This is a genomic window from Epilithonimonas mollis (assembly GCF_900142325.1).
Classification (GTDB): domain Bacteria; phylum Bacteroidota; class Bacteroidia; order Flavobacteriales; family Weeksellaceae; genus Epilithonimonas; species Epilithonimonas mollis.
In genome coordinates this window covers 815,866-829,749 of sequence record NZ_FRAM01000001.1, presented here as the reverse complement: position 1 = coordinate 829,749, position 13,884 = coordinate 815,866, and the positions used below count along the sequence as shown (strand labels likewise).

General features: G+C 38.6%; 11 protein-coding genes. 4 read left to right on the top strand and 7 right to left on the bottom strand.

The window, feature by feature from the left end; genetic code table 11:
• Positions 1–28: 28 nt before the first annotated feature.
• Positions 29–1,300 (bottom strand): aminotransferase class I/II-fold pyridoxal phosphate-dependent enzyme, encoded by a 1,272-nt coding sequence (locus BUA97_RS03690; protein ID WP_072996498.1) that lies wholly within the window; start codon positions 1,298–1,300, stop codon positions 29–31.
• A 77-nt stretch (positions 1,301–1,377) separates the two neighbouring features.
• Positions 1,378–2,415, bottom strand: a complete 1,038-nt coding sequence (locus tag BUA97_RS03685; protein WP_072996497.1) for a PLP-dependent cysteine synthase family protein — start codon at positions 2,413–2,415, stop codon at positions 1,378–1,380.
• Positions 2,416–2,634: 219 nt separating this feature from the next.
• On the opposite strand from BUA97_RS03685, the gene BUA97_RS03680 reads away from it, so the two are divergent.
• From BUA97_RS03680 to BUA97_RS03670, 3 genes are all read left to right on the top strand, one after another.
• Positions 2,635–6,120 (top strand): glycosyltransferase family 117 protein, encoded by a 3,486-nt coding sequence (locus tag BUA97_RS03680; protein ID WP_072996496.1) that lies wholly within the window; start codon positions 2,635–2,637, stop codon positions 6,118–6,120.
• 168 nt (positions 6,121–6,288) lie between these two features.
• Entirely contained in the window at positions 6,289–6,822 is a 534-nt protein-coding gene (locus BUA97_RS03675) for a DUF1697 domain-containing protein (protein WP_072996495.1), read from the top strand.
• A gap of 129 nt (positions 6,823–6,951) precedes the next feature.
• Positions 6,952–8,241 carry an aldehyde dehydrogenase family protein gene (locus BUA97_RS03670; RefSeq protein ID WP_072996494.1) on the top strand — a complete coding sequence of 430 codons (1,290 nt, stop codon included), beginning with the start codon at positions 6,952–6,954 and terminating at the stop codon, positions 8,239–8,241.
• 51 nt (positions 8,242–8,292) lie between these two features.
• On the opposite strand, the gene BUA97_RS03665 is transcribed toward BUA97_RS03670, so the two are convergent.
• The 5 genes from BUA97_RS03665 to BUA97_RS03645 form a co-directional block, all read right to left on the bottom strand.
• Positions 8,293–9,330, bottom strand: coding sequence for a L,D-transpeptidase (locus tag BUA97_RS03665; RefSeq protein WP_072996493.1), 1,038 nt, complete (start codon positions 9,328–9,330; stop codon positions 8,293–8,295).
• 90 nt (positions 9,331–9,420) lie between these two features.
• On the bottom strand, positions 9,421–10,389 hold the full coding sequence (locus BUA97_RS03660; RefSeq protein ID WP_072996492.1) for a YpdA family putative bacillithiol disulfide reductase: 969 nt from the start codon (positions 10,387–10,389) through the stop codon (positions 9,421–9,423).
• A gap of 25 nt (positions 10,390–10,414) precedes the next feature.
• Positions 10,415–10,720 carry a chaperone modulator CbpM gene (locus BUA97_RS03655; RefSeq protein WP_072996491.1) on the bottom strand — a complete coding sequence of 102 codons (306 nt, stop codon included), beginning with the start codon at positions 10,718–10,720 and terminating at the stop codon, positions 10,415–10,417.
• Between the two features lies 1 nt (position 10,721).
• Positions 10,722–11,636, bottom strand: a complete 915-nt coding sequence (locus BUA97_RS03650) for a DnaJ C-terminal domain-containing protein (protein WP_072996490.1) — start codon at positions 11,634–11,636, stop codon at positions 10,722–10,724.
• Between the two features lie 102 nt (positions 11,637–11,738).
• Complete coding sequence (locus tag BUA97_RS03645) at positions 11,739–12,278, bottom strand: lipocalin family protein (RefSeq protein ID WP_072996489.1); 540 nt, start codon at positions 12,276–12,278, stop codon at positions 11,739–11,741.
• A 135-nt stretch (positions 12,279–12,413) separates the two neighbouring features.
• Between BUA97_RS03645 and BUA97_RS03640 the strand changes: the two genes are divergently transcribed.
• Positions 12,414–13,847, top strand: coding sequence for a M20/M25/M40 family metallo-hydrolase (locus tag BUA97_RS03640; protein WP_072996488.1), 1,434 nt, complete (start codon positions 12,414–12,416; stop codon positions 13,845–13,847).
• The last annotated feature ends 37 nt before the right edge of the window (positions 13,848–13,884 follow it).

Below are 13,884 nucleotides of genomic sequence, written 5' to 3'. Positions count from 1 at the left end.
GTTTTATATTGACAGGAATTAAACTCAATTAAATCTCTTTAAATTGTAAATTTTGTTCCTCGACTTGTTTGTCTGCTAAGTTTTTGTAATAACCGGTTTCTAACTTTTTGTAGATGGCTTCAAAAGCTTCCAACGTTTCATTAATTTCTGCATCTGTATGAGAAGCGGTTGGAATTAATCTCAACAAAATCATTCCTTTCGGAATTACAGGATAGGAAACTACGGATGTGAAAATCAAGTAATTTTCTCTCAAATCCCTCGCCAGCATCATCGCCTCCATTGGCCCTCCCTGGATGAAAACTGGTGTTACGCAAGTGTTGGTGTCTCCAAGATTGTAACCTATTTTCTTCAATCCGCCTTGTAATTTATTAACATTTTCCCATAGTTTAGCTTTGATTTCCGGTCTTGTTCTTAATAATTCCAATCTCTTCAAACCTCCTATTACCATTGGCATCGTCAAAGATTTAGCAAAAATCTGGGATCTTAAGTTGAATTTCAAATAACGTATGATTTCTTTGTTTCCAGCAAGGAAAGCTCCGAAACCAGCCATAGATTTTGCGAAAGTAGAGAAGTAAACATCAATCTGATCCTGACAGCCTTGCTCTTCACCAGCTCCAGCTCCGGTTGCTCCAAGCGTACCGAATCCGTGTGCATCATCTACCAGAATTCTGAAACCATATTTTTCTTTAAGGGCACAGATTTCCTTCAGTTTACCTTGTTGTCCTCTCATTCCGAAAACACCTTCAGTAATTACCAAGATTCCGCCTCCGGTTTCTTCAGTTACTTTTTGAGCTCTTTGTAAGTTCTTTTCAAGACTTGCAATATCGTTGTGTCTGTATGTAAAACGTTTTCCTGCGTGTAATCTAACACCATCTACGATACAAGCGTGGGAATCTACGTCGTAAACAATCACATCATTTCTGGAAACCAAAGCGTCGATTGTGGAAACCATTCCTTGATAACCAAAATTCAATAGATATGCAGATTCTTTCTGAACAAACTCTGCCAATTCTCTTTCTAATTGCAAGTGTTGCTCGGTTTCTCCGGACATAGCTCTCGCACCCATCGGATAAAACATGCCATATTCTGCAGCGGCTTTTGCATCGGCTTCCAGAACATCCGGATGGTTGCAAAGACCTAAATAATCGTTAGCGCTCCAGAAAATCACTTCTTTGCCCTGGAACTTCATTCTCGGGCCAATTGGTCCTTCCAGTCTTGGGAAAATATAATAGCCTTCTGCGTAATCTGCAAATTGTCCTAAAGGACCCGGGTTTTGTTTTATTCTTTCAAAAATGTCCATTTCTAACTGATATTTTTTGATTTTATTAAAAAAACCTTTTGTATTTACAAAAGGCTTATAAATATTGAGGTATAATTTTATTCAATGATTTCTGTTTTGAAAACCTGGTCGTAGTTGTGGAAGCAGTTGTTGATGAACCCCTGTTCTTCCATCCATTTGTCGCTGTACACTTTGGTAATATAGCGGGAACCGTGATCCGGGAAAATCAGAACTATCAAATCATCTTCTTTGAACTCATGAGCATTGGCGTATTGAATGAGTGCCTGTGTTACAGCGCCAGTGGTGTAACCGCCCATGATGGCTTCTTTCAAAGCAATCTCGCGGGTTCTGTAAGCTGACATTTCGTCATTAACGCGTACAAATTCATCGATTTTGTCAAATAAAAGTGCGCCGGGAATCAGATTTTTCCCAAGACCTTCTATCTGGTACGGATGGATTTCTGTTTTGTTAATTTTTCCTGTCTCGTGATAAGTTTTCAGAATAGATCCGTCTGCGTCTACACCAATGACTTTTATGTCAGGATTTTGTTCTTTCAGATATTTTGCAGATCCGGAAAGCGTTCCACCGGTTCCTGTGCAGGCAAAAAGGTGAGTGATCTTTCCTCCGGTCTGTGTCCAGATTTCCGGACCGGTTGTTTGGTAATGTGCATCAATATTCAGTTCGTTGAAATACTGATTGATATAGACGGAATTCGGCGTTTCTCTTGCGATTCTCTTGGCAACTTCATAGTAAGATCTCGGATCATCTGCAGGGACAGAAGCAGGGCAAACATAGACGGTTGCGCCAAGTGCTTTCAGATAAGCAATTTTTTCAGCTTTTGTTTTGTCGCTGACCGCAAGGATGCATTTGTAACCTTTGACGATACAAACCATTGCTATGGAAAAACCTGTGTTGCCAGATGTAGTTTCTACAATCACAGAATCTGATTTTAGGATTCCCTGCTTTTCCGCATTTTCTATGATATGCAAAGCAATTCTGTCTTTTGTAGAATGTCCCGGATTATAAGACTCCAGCTTAGCATACACTGTTGCAGGAATGTCCTTTGTAACCTGATTTAATCTGACTAACGGTGAGTTGCCAATCAAACCAAGAATATTATCGTGTACATTCATCATTTTATAATCATTTTTCTCTCAAAAACTGTCTGCAAAAATAAAAAAAAAATTGCAATGTTTTTACTTTTCCGCCGTGAATCTGATTTTAATCAAATAATCCTTGCCGATATTTCGATTGTTTTTCTGCTGTTTTCAAAAAATAAACCAATATTTAATTTTTGTTAAAAACTTAGATAACTGAATCAAAAACGTTAATTTCGCCGATATTTCATTTTCCTTATGAAGAATTGGACTTTTAAACAATGGAACACCATTCTGGGATGGGTCGTTTTTGTAATTGCATTTATCACTTATCTTTCGACCATCGAGCCCAACTTTAGCTTTTGGGATTGTGGAGAATATATTTCTTCTGCCGTTAAGCTGGAGGTGACGCATGCACCTGGAGCAGCATTGTTCCAACTGGTGGGTGCTGTGGTTGCTTTGTTTGCATTTGGAGACGGGCAGCAATACTCATTGGTGATCAATGCGATGTCGGCTTTGTTCAGCGCATTTACGATCCTGTTTTTGTTTTGGACCATTACCCATCTCGTAAGAAGACTGCTGAATAAGGAATTCGAGAATATCTCTGTAGCTGAGGAAATCGCAACATTTTTTGCAGGAGCTGTCGGTGCATTATGTTTTACATTTTCTGATACATTCTGGTTTTCAGCCGTTGAAGGCGAGGTTTATGCAATGGCCAGTATGTTCATTGCACTGATTGTCTGGCTGATTACAAAATGGGAAAACGAGTATCGGGAAAAGGACAACGAAAGATGGATTATTCTTTTATTTTTTGTAATTGGCCTTTCGGTTGGGGTACATATGATGTGTATGCTGGCTCTCCCTGCGGTCTGTCTGATCTATTATACAAGGAATTACCAGTTTACATGGAAGTCATTTCTTTGGGCAAATGCCATCACGCTGGTAATCCTGGCAATTGTATTCAAAATTATTTTCCCGGTGATAATGACTTTGTTCGGGAAATCTGAGATATTCTTTGTTAACGGATTGGGTTTACCTTTCCATTCGGGAACCGTTTTCGCATTTGTTATTCTGGTTGTTCTCTGTTATTTATTTATTACTTATACAAGAAGAACCGGGAAATCCCTTTACCAGACTGTTGCACTGTCAATCGTTTTTATGATGATCGGATTCTCCTGCTGGCTTGTAATACCGATCAGAGCTAATGCCAATCCGCCGATGAACCTTAATGATCCGGATAATGCTTTGGGCATGCTGGATTATTACAACCGTGAACAATATGGTGACTGGCCAACATTATATGGTCAAAACTATACCGCTTATCTGGATCCGAACGGAATTCAAAAAAATGAGGACGGAAGCTACAAAACAGAAAAGACAGGGGATACATACGAGAAGGATCCTACCACAGGACAATACCGTAAAGTTGGAGAGAAGTTCAATTATGTTTACAGTAAAGAGCATGTTGGTTTTCTGCCAAGGATGTTCAGCGAAGATAAATCGGTAATGCCTAATTATATATCGATGTACGGTGCACCGGATTTTACTTTCAATTACGGAAATGAGCAAATCTCTGAAAGTCCTGAAGCTAAGCAATTCTTTGATGAGCTTCGTCAGAAATATGAGAACGGAACCATCAAAATGGACGATTATCTAAAGGCAAAGCAATTTGGAATCATCAATGTTCAGAAACCTACATTGGCTCAGAATTTAGATTACTTCATTACGTTTCAGAATTACTATTATTTCGGAAGATATCTGCTTTGGAATTTTGCCGGTCGCCAGAACGATGTAGAAGGCCATATGGAAAATACGAACGGAAACTTTATTACAGGTATACCTTTTATAGATAATAATATTTGGGGAGATCAGAGCGAGATGCCTGCTAAATTCCAAAATGAAAGTACGGTTAAGTTTTTTATGCTTCCGTTGATTTTAGGATTACTCGGATTCTTCTTCCAGTTGAACAGAGATTTCGGAAGATTCTATGCGATATTATCTTTATTCATTTTAACGAGTGTAGGAATTGTGTTTTATACAGGTATGAAACCATTTGAACCTCGTGAAAGAGATTATGCGATGGTTGGTTCCTTTTACGCATTTGCAATTTGGATCGGATTAGGCGTTGCGGCAATTTACTGGCTGCTTCAGAAAAAAATAAAAAGTAAATCGACTCAGATAATTGTTGGTGTCATACTGTTAGGAATTCCATTGATGATGGGCTTCCAGAATTATAATGTTCACGACAGAAGTGGTCGTTATACTGCATACGATTATGCCTATTCCAGTTTAAAATCTTTGCCGAAAGACGGTATAATGTTCGTGTATGGTGATAATGATACCTACCCTGTCTGGGCGATTCAGGAAACCGAGGAATTCCGTCCGGACGTGAAAGTGGTGAATTTCACGCTGTTATCCACACCTTGGAATATCGATCAGGTCAAAAGAAGAACATACAACGCCATGCCTGTTCCGTCATCTTTAACACACGAGGATTACAGAGAAGGTTCTAATGATCAGGTTTACATGATGTCAAAAGATGACTGGTCAAACATCTTTGCCAATATGAAAGATCAGGGTGTTCCTGATACAGAACTGGCCTCTTTCAGAAAATATCTCACCCAGGACTCCATGACTTTGAAAGAAGCTATCAGTTTCCTTAAAATGAAATCGCCTGAAAAAGACGAAATCGTTAAAATGGTGTTTGGAGAAGAACGTTTTCAGAAGTTCAATATCCTTCCGGTTTCCAAATTTGTACTTCCGGTGAATGTAAATAATGCGATAAAATCCGGTATCATTACACCCGAAGAAGCTCAAAAAGCAGAAAAACAAATCGTTATCAATTACAAAGGATCCAGCATGTTCAAGAATAATCTGATGATGATGGATATCCTGGCGAACTTCGACTGGAAACGGCCGATCAACTTTTCAAGCGGCGGTATCTACGACGGAAGCAATTTATTCTTCCTGTCAGATTATCTTAAGTTTGACGGATTCAGTTACAGGCTGGTGCCAATCAAAACGGAAGAATCTCCCGATGGAGAGCTTGGAATGGTGAATGCAGATGAACTCTACAAAATTGTAAAAAACTACAGATGGGGTAATTTCAAGGATCTCAAGACACACTTTGACGAAACCTGTACACAGAATATCATCGGCTACAGATCATCTGCAAGCCGCGCAGCAGAGGCACTTGTGATGAAAGGTGAAAAGCAAAAAGCCATCGAGGTTCTGGATCTGGCAAGCAGAGAAATTCCTGTTTCCAAATACAATGACCCGAGATCTCTAAGCTCAATAGTCTATGCGTACATCGTTGCCGGCCAGGAACAGAAAGGTCTCAAACTGGCAGAAGAACTTAAGAAAGGAATCTTTGAAGAATATGATTATTACACCAGATTATCACCAAAATTCCAGGTTTACGCCGCCAGACAGATGAAAACCAAACCCATGGAATACTCGCTCGTTGTTGGTGCCGTTTCCGATGCTTATAACAAAATCGGACAAAAAGAAAAAGGCTACCAGTATCTTGTTAATTCACTGGATGTCATTGACAAAAGATTCAACAATTTCATCAAGGATCTTCAGGAGATGGGAAAAGAAAAAGCTTTCAAAAAAGCAGATGATGTTCAGAAAGTGACATCGTTCTACTCCTATCTTTTCGATATAATGAAGGATTATGACACGACCTATGAAGCCGAAAAAATGGACAACATCACAAAACAGTTGATGAAGGTTACACAATAAAAAACAGAACGGACAAATGGATTTTGTCCGTTTTTTTATATTTATCATAACTTTTTTAGAAGCTTAATCCCGCTATCCGCTATATCTTTTTTGCCAAAGCTTTTCCCATCGCAAAAAAAGGATGCCGCTGCTATCGGGGCTAGTTTGCAATTCATCGATTATCAGATTATGAAAAACTATTGCGCTTTTCTCCGCGGTGTCAACGTCAACGGAACCAGTATGAAAATGGCAGATGTCTGCGAAGTATTTTCCCAGGCAGGCATGAATAATGTTTCATCAGTTTTAGCCAGCGGAAATATCCTTTTTCAGTCAGATAAAAACTCTGCCGAGCTTAAAAATATTCTGGAAAAAGCAATGTCACAATATTTCAATTACGAAGCTTTCCTCTTCATCAGAACTGAAAAAGAAATCGACGTTATTTTCAAAAATGATCCGTTTCCGGTAATCGATAATTATCATAACTATGTTTTTATCGGTTCGGAAAATATTGAGGAAACATTGCTGGAAGAATTTGAGAAATCAAATAATGCAGAAGCTGAAAAAGCTAAAATCATCAATAATATATTCTATTGGCAAGTTCCGAAAGGACAAACGCTCGGTTCTGCATTTGGGAAAGTCCTCGGCAAAAAAAGCCTGAAAGATAAAATGACCAGCCGGAATCTCAATACATTTGAAAAAATTCTGAAAAAATTTAATAATTAGAATTTATTTCTGATTTTCTCTATGAAAATGATTGATGCTGAAAATTTGCAGATTTCTATCTGATAAACTATTTTTAGCAGTGAAAATTTGGCGCAATAATGCAGCCAACAATCAAAAATAAAATTGAAAATGGATCTATCAAAACATATCAGTTCTGCACACAAAACATTCTCCGTCTGGAAAAAACTTCCTTTCAGAGAACGACAAAAATTCCTTTTAAAACTCGCAGAAGTTCTCGAAAAGAACAAAGGAAGATATGCAGCAACTATCACATCAGAGATGCATAAACCGATCACGCAATCTATTGCGGAGATCGAAAAAAGTGCAGGAATGATAAAATTTTATGCGACCGCAGAAAATGTACTGAAACCTGAAAAAATCAAAACAGAATTCACTGTGAGCGAAGTTCATTATGATGCGATGGGAATCATCCTTGGCGTGATGCCCTGGAATTTCCCTTTCTGGCAGGTTCTGAGATTTGCTATTCCCGCAATACTTGCCGGAAATGTTGTCTTACTTAAGCATGCTTCCATCTGTTTCGGAAGTGGTGATGAAATTGAAAATGCTTTTGCTGAAGCCGGTTTTCCCGAATCTGTTTTTCAGAACCTGAGAATCGGGCATGATGAGATCAGGGAAATCCTGGAAAATCCGCTTGTGCGAGGCGTTAGTCTCACAGGAAGCGAAAAAGCGGGAGGAACAGTTGCTGCTCTGGCCGGAAAGAATATTAAAAAATCAGTTCTGGAACTGGGCGGCAGTGATGCTTTTATAATTCTGGAAGATTCTGCCTTTGAAAAAGCGGCAAAAGAAGGACCCTGGGCAAAACTGCAAAACACAGGTCAGATCTGTAACGCGGCAAAACGTTTTATCGTTCATGAAAAGGTTGAAAAAGATTTTGTTCCTAAGTTTATAGAAGAATACACCTCTTATCAGCCGGCCGACCCCATGAAAAAAGACACCAAGCTTAGTAAAATGGCAAGACCCGATCTGGCGGACGATTTGGAAAAACAATATAAAAAAGCCCTGAAAAACGGAGCGGAAATAATTCTTCCTCTGGAGCGTATTTCTGAAAATGAATTCCGTCCCGGGATTATTCTGGTAAAAGAAGGTAACCCGGTCCTGCAGGAAGAACTTTTCGGGCCATTGGCTATTCTGATGGTAGGAAAGGATGATGAAGATATTCTGAAGCTTGCGAATGATATTCCGTTCGGATTAGGAAATTCGGTGTGGACAAGAGATAAAAAAAGAGCTCAGTATTTCATCGAAAATCTGGAATCCGGAACAGTTTCTATCAACAAAGCGACGAGTTCCGATACAAGATTGCCTTTTGGCGGTGCAAAATCCTCGGGATATGGTGTCGAGTTATCCTTGCATGCACTGAAAGAATTCACTCAGATTAAAACAGTAGTTGGGAATATTTAAATAAAAAATCGGAGAAATCAACTCCGATTTTTTCAATTATAATTTTGAAATTTAATTCATTTTTGCAGAGTCCTGGGTTTTGACAGCTAACAGAGAATCTGCTTTGGCTTTTTTCTCCTGTTCGACCTGCTGGATAACCGTGTCACGGTTTTCCTGTTCTTTCATGATTTCTGTCAGCTGAGGTTCGATGATTTTGTTCATTTCGTCTTCAGAAATATTATTAGCATCTGGAGAATCCAATAGCTTTTTCCAAGGTCTTCTTTTTCCCCAGGGATAATCACCATAAACAATCAATGGCGTTCCTTTCGCTCTTGTGGTTTGCCCGCCTTTGTTAAGAATCCACGTATCAACCCATGTGTACATCCATTTTGCATCTTCTTCCAGCATCCGCAGACAGGAATGGGACGCAGGATAACCAGGCATTGCATACTGATGCCAGCCAATGCCGTCAAAATTGGCAACGTTCACATTCCAGCGTAGTTTCCATTCGTCGCTGACAGTGGAGATGGCAACTTCTTTTTTCCAGTTGGCAAACATAAGCCCCCGTTTGGTCTGCGTTGCTTTTTTTCCCATACTCGTTGGTCCCCATTTGATGAGATTTCCGTATTCATAAACGCCAAAGGCCTGGATCGGATAAGAAAAGAAAACAAATTTCTTGACATTTTCCAGCGTTGTCACATGACCCGGGAAAGGCGAATATCTCAGAAAATCTTCTTCAATTTTTGCCGGCACCACCAATGTGTCGGCTGCTCCGATATTGGATCTGTCGAGCCTGTTCAGTGCCAAAATTGTATAAAGTGCTTTGCCCGTGAATTCTTTTTTGTTCTTTTGGGAAACCGAATCGGTATTTTTATAAACCCATGGATAAAATCCAAAATCTTTTCGCGGAATAACAACGTCCGGAATTTTTGGTTTTTCCTCTTCTATTTTTTCTTCATAATCTTTTTTGTCGTCAGAACCCGAAACATCGGTCACAGGATTGTTCTTTTTATCTGAAGAGGAAACGGATTCGTCTTTTTTACATTGGATCAGGAATAGGGAAAAGATGATGGATAAAGTAATTGTGTTTTTTGTAAATCGAAAGTTCATAGTTTTTATTTCTCTGACCTTAAATTACAAAAAGAATACCAATCCTGGAGAATAATTTTTACAAAAAGGAATATTATTGATAAATTTTGATCAGTTGTTATTTTTTCCAATTATATCCTGAATGATTAGCCGGGCATGGATTCTGGAATTTTCTATAAACCAAAGATGTGTGTCTTTTCCGCCACAGACAACACCTGCAAGATAGATTCCTTTCAGGTTGGTTTCCATGGTTTCCGGATTGTAATGAGGATTGTGACAGTCACCTTTTAAATTGATTCCGATAGCTCTCAGGAATTCAAAATCTGGTAAATATCCGGTCATCGCAAGCACGAAATCGTTTTCTATCTCTTTGATTTCATTGTTACTGGTTTTAAAAACCACCGAGTCCGGCTTTACTTCCACAAGTTCTGCACCGAATTGGGCTTTGATGCTGCCTTCTTTTATCCGGTTTTCAATGTCGGGTTTTACCCAGTATTTGACACTGTTCGAGATCTCATGATGCCGGACAATCATGGTTACATTGCCGCCCTTGCGGTAGACTTCCAAAGCTGCATCCACCGCAGAATTGCTGGAGCCCACCACTGCAACATTCTGAAAAGCGTAAGGGTAAGGTTCTGTATAATAGTGTTTTACTTTAGGAAGATGTTCTCCAGGGATATCCATCAGATTCGGAATATCGTAAAAACCTGTTGCTACAATTACATTTTTAGCAAAATAGATTTGTTTGCTTGTCTCGACCTGGAAAAAAGTGGATTTCTCAATATTAAGAACCTTTTCATAAAGCCTGATATTGATATCCTTCTGACGTGCAATTCCCTGATAATATTCCAGAGCGTCCTGTCTGCCCGGTTTTGGTTTGGTGGTGATAAATGGGATTTCGTCAATTTCCAGTCGGTCTGCTGTGGAAAAAAATGTCATGTATAAAGGATAATTGTAAAGACTGTTCGCAACCGTTCCTTTCTCGATAACAATATATCGTAAACCTTTTTTTTTCGCTTCCAAAGCACAGGCTAATCCTATGGGACCGCCGCCGACAATAAGAACATCATATAATTCCATTGTACAAATCTATGAAGAAAAATGACTAAAACTCTGCATCTTCCCAGTTTTCGAATTTCGGCATATTATGAAGCAGGCGTCTGTTTTCATTTTTAAGTTCTTCCAGCTGATTCAGAAGCTGATGGATAATTTCGATTCCCGGCAGGTTAACATCCAGATCATAATGCCAGTTTGCAAAACGCTCAAGATGAGGCAATTCTTCATAAATAATATACTGAATACTGTTTTCAGTTTCCGGATGCAGTAACTCCGAATCAATCAGTTGGTTCAGAAAACTGTAGTCTATTTTATAAAGCCGGATGATTTCTTCTATTGAGATTCTTTCGTTCATGCTAAGAATTTTTTAGTTGTCGGAAAAGTTCTTTCTGTTTTTCGTTAAGATTGGTAGGGATATTTATCTGATAAGTCACATAAAGATCGCCAAATTCGCCTTCTTTTTTATAAACCGGAAAACCTTTGCCCTTCAGTCTCACCGTTGTTCCGCTTTGGGTTTCAGGCTTCACTTTCAGATTTACTGAGCCATCAAGCGTTTCTATATTAACTTCGCCACCCAAAACAGCTGTATAAAGATCAATAGCCACCGCGGTTTTCAGATCATTGCCTTCACGTTTGAAATTTTTGTCTTCCGAAATATTAAAAGTAATATAAAGGTCGCCTTGCGGACCGCCGTTCATTCCTGGATTTCCGTGACCTTTCAATTTAATTTGCTGTCCGTCATAGATCCCTGCAGGAATTGTAATGCGTACCTTCTTACCATTGATGTCAAAAGTCTGCTGATGTGTTTTTGAAGCTTCTTTAAGACTAAGGTTCAGTTCTGCAGAAATATCCTGACCTTTGAATTTTCCGCTTGCACTGCCTCTCGAACTTCTTCCGAAACCGCCTGCACCGCCGAACATCGATTGGAAAAAATCAGAAAACTCTTCACCATCTCCAAAATCCGTACTTGAAAATCCGCCGGAATTTCCTGAATAGCGCTGCTGTTGATGTCTCTGTTGTTGCTGCGCACGCTCATATTCTTCACCATGTTTCCAGTTTTCGCCATATTTATCATATTTTTCCCGATTTTCCGGATTGCTCAGAACTTCATTTGCTTCATTGATTTCCTTGAATTTTTTTTCTGCTTCCTTATTGTTAGGATTCAGATCAGGATGGTATTTGCGGGCCAACTTTCTGTAAGCTTTCTTAACATCATCTGCAGATGCATTTTTTTCGAGACCCAGGATTTTATAATAATCTATAAACGCCATATTATCAATTGTTTTTGTGCTTTGTTTTACAACTACAAGTTAGCAATTTGATTTATAAAATGAAAAGAAATCCATCTGATTTTTATGAGCTGAGCATTCTATCTATTGTTTCACCCATATCAGCTCAGAGGTGTTGTAGCCAATTACTTTTGCTTTTTCAAGAAACTGATTTTTCACATCGTCAGGAATTGTTTTTTCTTTAGAAAGAATCCATAGGTATTTCAAATTGTTTCCGGCAATCAAAGCATATTTATAATCGCCAGACAGTTCTATAACATTATATCCGGCCCAGAATGGCTTAAAGAAAGATACTTTTAGTCTCGCCTCCGTTTCTTTGTTAACGAATCTCGCTTCGCCAATGCTTTGTTTCCATTCTTTTTTGACATAATCATATCCTTTGTTATCAACTTTGATGCTTCCATCGGGATTTTTGGAATACGTGGCAGTGACCTGGTTCAGGTTTTTTTCGAAACGGTAATCAAATCTTGCAATTTCATACCATTTTCCGAGATATTTTTCCGAATCAAAATTCTGAATAGCAGTTGCCTTTTCCGGAATCCCCACAGAACAGGAATTTAAAATAAAAAGTCCCATAAAGCCAATAGAGACAGGGATCATAATTTTTGTGAATATTTTTTTCATATCAAAATTTATTTCCCACTTTTATTCAAAAATAATTCCAAATAAAAGAGTTTTTAATTAAAATTATATGTGAATAATATCGATTCGATAATTTGATTATTTTTACATCAGATAAAAGTTAAATAATTTATATTAATGAAACAAAAATTACTGTCTATACTAACTCTGGCTTTGTTCAGTCAGACTTTTGCACAAGCGGATAAATTTTATGCAACAACAGACGCAGAAAATGCAAATGAGCTGAAAGCAAAATTCCCTGATGATATAGAGATTATCAGCACTAATAATAACAGTGCTGCTGTTTTTCTAAATAAAAAAGCTGCTGATTTTCTGCATCATAACGTTATCACCCATGGCCCAGGTTATGTTTATAAATCCTCAAAGGAAGAAGCAGTTTCTGCCATCAGCAGAACTAAAAAATCCAACAGAATTCTGGATTTCACCATAGATCAGGATGCAATTGTGAATGCAGCCATTGCAAAAGTGAGTGCAGATAACATCAAAAATCACATTCAGGCTCTGGAAAATTACGGAACCCGCCATCATACCACAGTGAAAGCCAAAACAGCAGTTCAGGATCTGAAAACCAAATGGCAAAGCCTGATTACAGCTTCCGGAAGAACGGATATTTCTGTGAGAGTAGTCAATCATGTCGGTACCACGATGCCTTCTCTGATTCTTACAATTAATGGAACCACGTCGCCTAATGAATATATAATTGTTGGCGCACATATGGATTCTATCACCAATAACGTTAATAATGCGCCCGGAGCGGATGATGATGCATCGGGAATTGCCACAGTTTCCGAGATGATCAGAGTTCTTTTGAATATCAATTATAAACCGGCTAAGACTGTTGAGTTCATGGCTTATGCTGCTGAGGAAATAGGACTTGTCGGCTCATCGGAAATTGCTCAGCAATATGCGCTTGATAATAAAAATGTAGTGTCTTTCGTCCAGTTTGATATGACGAACTACAAAGGTTCTTCAAAAGATGTTTATCTGACGACGGATTCTTATAACAGCAATGACCTTAATCTGTTTCTGATTGAACTGATGGAACATTACAATAAAACAGGAACGCATGCTTTCACTTATGGTAATACGATTTGCAACTATGGCTGTTCCGATCATTTTAGCTGGGCAAACAACGGATACGATGCGGCATTCCCTTTTGAAGCTTCTTTTTCTCAATATAATCCGAACATCCACACTGTTAATGATAAACTTTCCAATATGGGAAACAACGCAACACACGCCGCTAAATTTGCGAAACTTGGACTGGAATTTATTATAGAAACAGCGAAAGGTGCGTTTCTTGCGGTTTCGGAATCTGACAATAATTCGGTGGAGATTTTTGTTAAAGATAAATCTCTGAATTATAAACTAGGAAAAAAAACTGTGGAATCTGTTTCAATTATCGATACAAGCGGAAGGCAATTGCTGGAATCGAAAAATCTGCTTTCATTCGGGACAATTGATTTGAATAAAATTAATAAAGGTTTTTATCTCGCAGTTTTCCGTACCAAATCCGGCAAGGTGATTACTAAGAAATTCGTGTTGGAGTAAATAAAAAGAATCGTTCAGTGTAACACCAAAAAAGCAA

What these genes read in the sequence shown, in the direction of transcription:
- BUA97_RS03690 (WP_072996498.1), bottom strand. Translation starts at nt 1,300, where the DNA reads ATGGACATTTTTGAAAGAATAAAACAAAACCCGGGTCCTTTAGGACAA.
- BUA97_RS03685 (WP_072996497.1), bottom strand. Translation starts at nt 2,415, where the DNA reads ATGATGAATGTACACGATAATATTCTTGGTTTGATTGGCAACTCACCG.
- BUA97_RS03680 (WP_072996496.1), top strand. Translation starts at nt 2,635, where the DNA reads ATGAAGAATTGGACTTTTAAACAATGGAACACCATTCTGGGATGGGTC.
- BUA97_RS03675 (WP_072996495.1), top strand. Translation starts at nt 6,289, where the DNA reads ATGAAAAACTATTGCGCTTTTCTCCGCGGTGTCAACGTCAACGGAACC.
- BUA97_RS03670 (WP_072996494.1), top strand. Translation starts at nt 6,952, where the DNA reads ATGGATCTATCAAAACATATCAGTTCTGCACACAAAACATTCTCCGTC.
- BUA97_RS03665 (WP_072996493.1), bottom strand. Translation starts at nt 9,330, where the DNA reads ATGAACTTTCGATTTACAAAAAACACAATTACTTTATCCATCATCTTT.
- BUA97_RS03660 (WP_072996492.1), bottom strand. Translation starts at nt 10,389, where the DNA reads ATGGAATTATATGATGTTCTTATTGTCGGCGGCGGTCCCATAGGATTA.
- BUA97_RS03655 (WP_072996491.1), bottom strand. Translation starts at nt 10,720, where the DNA reads ATGAACGAAAGAATCTCAATAGAAGAAATCATCCGGCTTTATAAAATA.
- BUA97_RS03650 (WP_072996490.1), bottom strand. Translation starts at nt 11,636, where the DNA reads ATGGCGTTTATAGATTATTATAAAATCCTGGGTCTCGAAAAAAATGCA.
- BUA97_RS03645 (WP_072996489.1), bottom strand. Translation starts at nt 12,278, where the DNA reads ATGAAAAAAATATTCACAAAAATTATGATCCCTGTCTCTATTGGCTTT.
- BUA97_RS03640 (WP_072996488.1), top strand. Translation starts at nt 12,414, where the DNA reads ATGAAACAAAAATTACTGTCTATACTAACTCTGGCTTTGTTCAGTCAG.